Genomic DNA, 6,223 nt, shown 5'->3' with positions numbered 1-6,223 from the left:
GGCCCGGGTCGGTGCGCACCAGCGGCTCCCCCTCGTCGAGGTCGAGCAGCACCGCCCCCGGCGGCTGACCGGCGACCGCCAGCGGCAGCACCTCGTCGAGACTCACGTCGCGCAGCCGGGGGGTGAGCAGCCCCGAGGAGATGCGGGAGAGGTCCAGGAGGTTGTCGATGAGCCGCTCGAGCTGGTCGGTGGAGCCGTCCAGGCTGGCGAGGAGCTCGGCCCGGTCAGCCTCGCCGAGCGTCCCGCCGCCCACCAGTCCGTCGACGGCGGCGCGGATGGTGGCGAGCGGGGTGCGCAGGTCGTGGGAGACCGCACGGAGCAAGGCGGTGCTGGTCGCCTCGGCGTGCTCGAGGGCGGCCGCGCGCGCGTCACGCTCGCGGAGCCGGCGGTACTCCAGGACCAGTCCGGCCTGCACGGCGAAGCCGTCCACGACCCGCACCTCGGAGGACCGGAGCGGCCGCCCCCGCCACACGATGACCCTCCGGTCGTCCACCCGGACCTGCGCGTCGCCGGTCTCGGGTGCCTGCGGGGCGTCGGGTCCGTCGCAGGCCATCAGGTCCCATCCGAGCCCGTCCTCGCGGCGGGCCAGCAGCGAGACGGAGTCCAGGCCGAAGGTGGCCCGCACCCGCGCGACCACGGCCTCCGCGGTGTCGTCCCCGGTGAGCACCGACTGGGAGAGCCCGGCCATGGTGGTCGCCTCGGCTCGGGCGCGGGCCGCGTCGGCGGCCACCCGCGAGGCGCGGTCGACGACCGAGGACACGGCGGCGGCGATGGCCACGAACACCAGCAGCGCCAACAGGTTCCGCGGCTCGGCGACGGTCCACTGGCCCACCGGCTCGGTGAAGAACCAGTTGAGGAGCAGGAAGCCCGCAAGCGCCGCCGCCAGGCCCGGCAGCAGGCCGCCCACCATCGCGACCAGCACGGTCACCGCGAGGTAGGACATCACCTCCAGGGGCAGGCTCTGCTCGGTGTGGGTGGCGCTCAGCAGCAGCGTCACCAGCACCGGCAGGACCGTCGCCGTGACCCAGCCCGCGGCCTGCCGCGGGCGACTGAGCGGCGACACCGAACGCCGCAGCCGTCGGGGACCGCCCGCGTTGTCGTGGGTGACCAGGTGCACGTCGATGGGCCCGGAGAGCCGGGCGATCTCGGTGGACGTCGACCCGGTGAAGAGCTGTCGGATGCTGGTGTGGCTGGAGACCCCGACGACCACCATCGAGGCGTTGACGCCGCGGGCGAAGTCGATCACCGCCTCCGGGACGTCGTCGCCCACCACGGAGTGGAAGGACCCGGCCAGCTCCTCGACCAGCTCGCGCGAGGCGCGCAGCATGCTCGTGTCGGCTCCGGTGAGGCCGTCGGAGCGCACCACGTGCACCGCGATCAGCTCGCTGCCGGCGGAGCGGGAGGCGATGCGAGCGGCGCGGCGGATGACGGTCTCGCTCTCCGCTCCCCCGGTGATCGCGACGACCACGCGCTCGCGAGCCGGCCAGGGCGCCTGGATGTGGTGCTCTCGCCGGTAGTCGTCCAGCGCGTCGTCCACGCGGTCGGCCAGCCAGAGCAGTGCCAGCTCGCGCAGCGCGGTGAGGTTGCCCACGCGGAAGTACGACGTCAACGATGCGTCGATCTGCTYGGCCCGGTAGACGTTGCCGTGCGCCAGACGGCGACGCAGGGCCTCGGGACTCATGTCGACCAGCTGGACCTGGTCGGCGCCGCGCACCACCGCGTCGGGGACCGTCTCGCGCTGCCGGACGCCGGTGATCCGCTCGACCTCGTCGTTGAGGGAGGCGAGGTGCTGGATGTTGACGGTGGTGATGACATCGATACCCGCTCGGCGGATCTCCTCGACGTCCTGGCAACGCTTGTGGAGGCGGCTGCCCGGCACGTTGGTGTGCGCGAGCTCGTCGACCAGCACCACCGCCGGCGCACGGGCGATGATCGCCTCGGTGTCCATCTCGGTGAAGGTGGCGCCGCGGTGGGTCACCTCGCGTCGCGGCACCACCTCGAGTCCCTCGAGCTTGGCCAGGGTGTTCGCTCGACCATGGGTCTCGACGAGTCCCACGACCACGTCGGTCCCCCGCGCCCGTCGCCGGTGCGCCTCGTCGAGCATCGCGAAGGTCTTGCCGACCCCGGGTGCGGCTCCGAGGTACACCAGCAGCTTGCCACGCCGCCGCGCACCCTCGGGACCGATCATGGGATCAGTCTCGCAGGGCGGCGACGGCGGAGTTGAGCGCCAGCACGTCCACCCTCGCCTCACCCAGGACACCGAGGGTGCGGCCGTCGGTGTGCTCCTCGACGAGGTCGCGCACCTGCTGCTCCGACAAGCCGTTCTCCCGTGCCACGCGCGGCACCTGCAGCGCCGCGTAGGCCGGCGAGACGTGCGGGTCGAGGCCGGAGGCCGAGGCGGTGAGGGCGTCAGCAGGGACGTCGGCGGGGTCGATGCCCTCCTCCGCGGCGACGGACGCACGGCGCCCCTGGATCGTCGCGACCAGGTCGGCGTTCTGCGGACCGAGGTTCGACCCGGCCGTGGCGAGGGGGTCCCAGCCCTCCCCCGCGACCGACGGCCGCGGGTGGAACCACTGCGGGCCGGCGAAGGCCTGGCCGATCAGCGCCGAGCCGACGGCGTCGTCGTACGACGTCGTGCGGCTTCCGTCGGCGGTGACGAGCGAGCCGGACGCCCGCCAGTCGAAGGCGGTCTGGGCGACGCCGGTGACGGCCAGCGGGTAGGCGAGGCCGACCAGCAGGGTGAGCACGAGCAGCGCGCGCAGGCCGGCGAGGGTGTGGCGGCCGAGGGCGAACAGGGTTTCCATGACTGCCTCAGATTCCGGGGAGGAGGGAGATGACCAGGTCCAGCAGCTTGATGCCGAGGAACGGTGCGACCAGCCCGCCGACTCCGTAGACGAGGATGTTGTGGCGCAGCAGCACCTCGGCCGCGGCCGGCCGGTAGGCCACGCCCCGGAGGGCGAGCGGGATGAGCGCGACGATGATCAGGGCGTTGAAGACCACCGCCGAGAGGATCGCCGACTCCGGGCTGGAGAGTGCCATCAGGTTGAGCGCGTCGAGCTGCGGGAAGGCGACGACGAACATGGCCGGCAGGATCGCGAAGTACTTCGCGATGTCGTTGGCCACCGAGAAGGTGGTGAGGGCACCGCGGGTGATGAGCAGCTGCTTGCCGATCTCCACCACGTCGATGACCTTGGTCGGGTCGGAGTCGAGGTCGACCATGTTGCCGGCCTCCTTGGCCGCCGACGTGCCGGTGTTCATCGCCACACCGACGTCGGCCTGGGCGAGCGCCGGGGCGTCGTTGGTGCCGTCACCGCACATGGCGACCAGCCGACCACCCTCCTGCTCCTTGCGGATCAGCGCCATCTTGTCCTCCGGGGTGGCCTCGGCGAGGTAGTCGTCGACCCCGGCCTCCTCGGCGATCGCCCTGGCGGTGAGGGCGTTGTCGCCCGTGATCATCACCGTCCGGATGCCCATCGCGCGCATCTCGTCGAACCGCGCGCGCATGCCCTCCTTCACCACGTCCTTGAGGTGGACGACCCCGAGCTGGCGGGCCGGCTCGTCGCCCACCTGCTCCGCGACCACCAGGGGCGTGCCGCCCGACGAGGAGATCCGCTCCACGATCCCGTCCAGCTCGTCGTGCAGCAGCCCACTCGTGTCCTGCACCCACAGCGCCACGGCGCTGCCGGCTCCCTTGCGGATGCTGCGCCCGGGCAGGTCGATGCCGCTCATCCGGGTGAAGGCGGTGAACTGCACGAGCTCGGCGCCGGCGGGCACGCTCGCGTCCTCGACCAGGCCTTGTGTGTGGACCAGGTCGACGATGCTGCGACCCTCGGGCGTCTCGTCGGCCAACGAGGCCAGCTGCGCCGCCCCGGACAGCTGCTCCAGCGTGGTGTCTCCGACCGGGACCAGCTCCACGGCCCGGCGGTTGCCGTAGGTGATCGTGCCGGTCTTGTCGAGCAGCAGCACGTCGACGTCGCCGGCTGCCTCGACGGCGCGACCGGACATGGCCAGCACGTTGCGGCGCACGAGTCGGTCCATGCCCGCGATGCCGATGGCGCTCAGCAGGGCGCCGATGGTGGTGGGGATGAGGCAGACGAGCAGCGCGACCAGCACCAGCACCGAGGGCTCGATGCCGGAGTAGTCCATGAACGGCCACAGGGTCGCGACGACGAGCACGAACACCGCGGTCAGGGAGAGCAGCAGGATGTTCAGAGCCACCTCGTTGGGCGTCTTCTGGCGCTCGGAACCCTCCACCAGGGCGATCATCCGGTCCACGAACGAGTGGCCCGGGTCGGAGGTGATCCTGACGACGATGCGGTCGGAGAGGACCACGGTGCCACCGGTGACGGCGCACCGGTCGCCGCCCGACTCACGGATCACCGGCGCGGACTCGCCGGTGACCGCGGACTCGTCGACGGTGGCCACGCCCTCGATCACGTCGCCGTCACCGGGGATGCGTTCCCCTGCCTCCACCACGACGACGTCTCCGGCGCGCAGGCTGCCGCTGGAGACCTCCTCGACGGGGAGCGTCGCCAGCTCACCTGGTCGCGCGGCCCGACCGGCACCGACAGCGACGCGTCGGGCAGTCGTGGTCTGCTGGAGGTTGCGCAGGCTGGCGGCCTGGGCCTTGCCGCGCCCCTCGGCGACGGCCTCGGCGAGGGTGCCGAAGAGCACCGTCAGCCAGAGCCACACAGTGATGGACACGGAGAACAGGGACGCATCGAGCACGGTCGCCACGGTGGTGACCACCGCGCCGATCTCGACGACCAGGAGCACCGGGTTGCCGAGGAGCTCACGCGGGCTCATCTTGGCGAGCGCGAGACGGAAGGGGACGGTCACAGCAGTGCCTCCGCGATGGGGGCGAGCGCCAGCACGGGGACGAACGTGAGTCCGACCACGACCAGGGCGACGCCGGTGAGAAGGATGACGAAGAGGGGCTTGTGGGTGGGCAGGGTGCCGGCGCTGGCCGGGACCCGCTGCTGGGCGGCGAACCGCCCTGCCAGGGCGAGCACGAAGAGGATCGGCAGGAACCGTCCGGCCAGCATGCAGACGCCGAGGAGGGTGTTGTAGAAGGGCGTGCCGGTCGTGAGCCCGGCGAAGGCCGAGCCGTTGTTGTTGCCGGCCGAGGTGACGGCGTACAGCACCTCCGAGAGACCGTGCGGGCCGCTCTCCTGCAGACCGGCGAGCCCGGCGTCGGTGCTGATCGCCAGGGCGGCGCCGACGAGGACGACCGCTGGCGTGGCGAGCACGTACAGCGCGACGAAGATCATCTCGCGCTGTCCGATCTTCTTGCCGAGCCACTCGGGCGTGCGCCCGACCATCAGGCCGGACAGGAACACCGTCACGGCGGCCAGCATCAGCATCCCGTACAGCCCGGACCCGACGCCGCCCGGCGCGATCTCGCCGAGCTGCATGTTGAAGAGCGTCACCAGCCCGCCGGGTGYGGTGAGCGAGTCGTGCATGGAGTTGACCGCTCCGGTCGACGTGCCCGTCGTGGCGGCCGCGAAGAGCGCCGACCCGGCCTCGCCGAAGCGGACCTCCTTGCCCTCGAGGGCGCCACCCGCCGCGGTGGGGGCCGCTCCCGGGGCAGCCAACTCCGCCCAGGTGAGGAGCCCGATGGAGCTGACGAGCAGGATCGACATCACCGCGAGGACCGCCCGGCCCTGGCGACGGTCTCCGACGAGGCGACCGAACGCGAGCGCCAGCGCCAGCGGGATGAGCAGGATCAGGTAGATCTCGAACAGGTTGCTCAGCGGCCCCGGGTTCTCGAAGGGGTGCGACGAATTGGCGTTGTAGAAGCCGCCACCGTTGGTGCCGAGCTCCTTGATGACCTCCTGGCTCGCCACCGGACCCCCCGTGAGGGACTGGCTGCCGTCGGCCAGCGTGCCGACCACGTGGGGGGCGTCGAAGTTCTGGACGACGCCGAGGGCGACCAGCACGAGGGCACCGATCACGCTGATCGGCAGCAGGACACGCAGGACACCGCGGACGAGGTCGACCCAGAAGTTGCCCACGCGACCCTGGGAGCTCGACCGGGCCAGCCCCCGGGCAAGGGCCACAGCGACGGCCATGCCCGCGGCGGCGGACACGAAGTTCTGCACCGTCAGGCCGCTCATCTGCATCAGGTGCCCGAGGGCGGCCTCACCGGAGTACCACTGCCAGTTCGTGTTGGTGACGAAGGAGACGGCCGTGTTGAAGGCGCCGTCGGCGGGCAGCGCCTCCA

The 6,223-nt window shown here is 71.9% G+C and carries 4 protein-coding genes; all 4 read right to left on the bottom strand.

The genetic code is table 11. The features are described 5' to 3' along the window. Positions 1-2,188 (bottom strand): DUF4118 domain-containing protein (locus tag ACXJKL_RS11840; protein WP_457207248.1); only part of this gene is annotated, 2,188 nt, incomplete at its 3' end. Between the two features lie 4 nt (positions 2,189-2,192). After that, complete coding sequence (gene kdpC / locus ACXJKL_RS11835; RefSeq protein ID WP_457207247.1) at positions 2,193-2,804, bottom strand: potassium-transporting ATPase subunit KdpC; 612 nt, start codon at positions 2,802-2,804, stop codon at positions 2,193-2,195. A 7-nt stretch (positions 2,805-2,811) separates the two neighbouring features. Then, the gene (gene kdpB, locus ACXJKL_RS11830; RefSeq protein WP_457207246.1) at positions 2,812-4,839 is read right to left on the bottom strand and encodes a potassium-transporting ATPase subunit KdpB; all 2,028 of its coding nucleotides are present in this window, start codon (positions 4,837-4,839) and stop codon (positions 2,812-2,814) included. After that, positions 4,836-6,223: potassium-transporting ATPase subunit KdpA (gene kdpA / locus ACXJKL_RS11825; RefSeq protein WP_457207245.1), on the bottom strand; the 1,388-nt coding region annotated here is incomplete at its 5' end. The genes kdpB and kdpA, both read right to left, overlap by 4 nt.

The organism is Nocardioides sp. P5_C9_2 (assembly GCF_054049555.1).
Note: the sequence above shows the minus strand (reverse complement) of the source record. Positions and strands in the feature narration are given on the sequence as shown.

Excerpts from the sequence above, each read along its gene's own strand:
- kdpC (WP_457207247.1), bottom strand. The coding sequence starts at position 2,804 with ATGGAAACCCTGTTCGCCCTCGGCCGCCACACCCTCGCCGGCCTGCGC.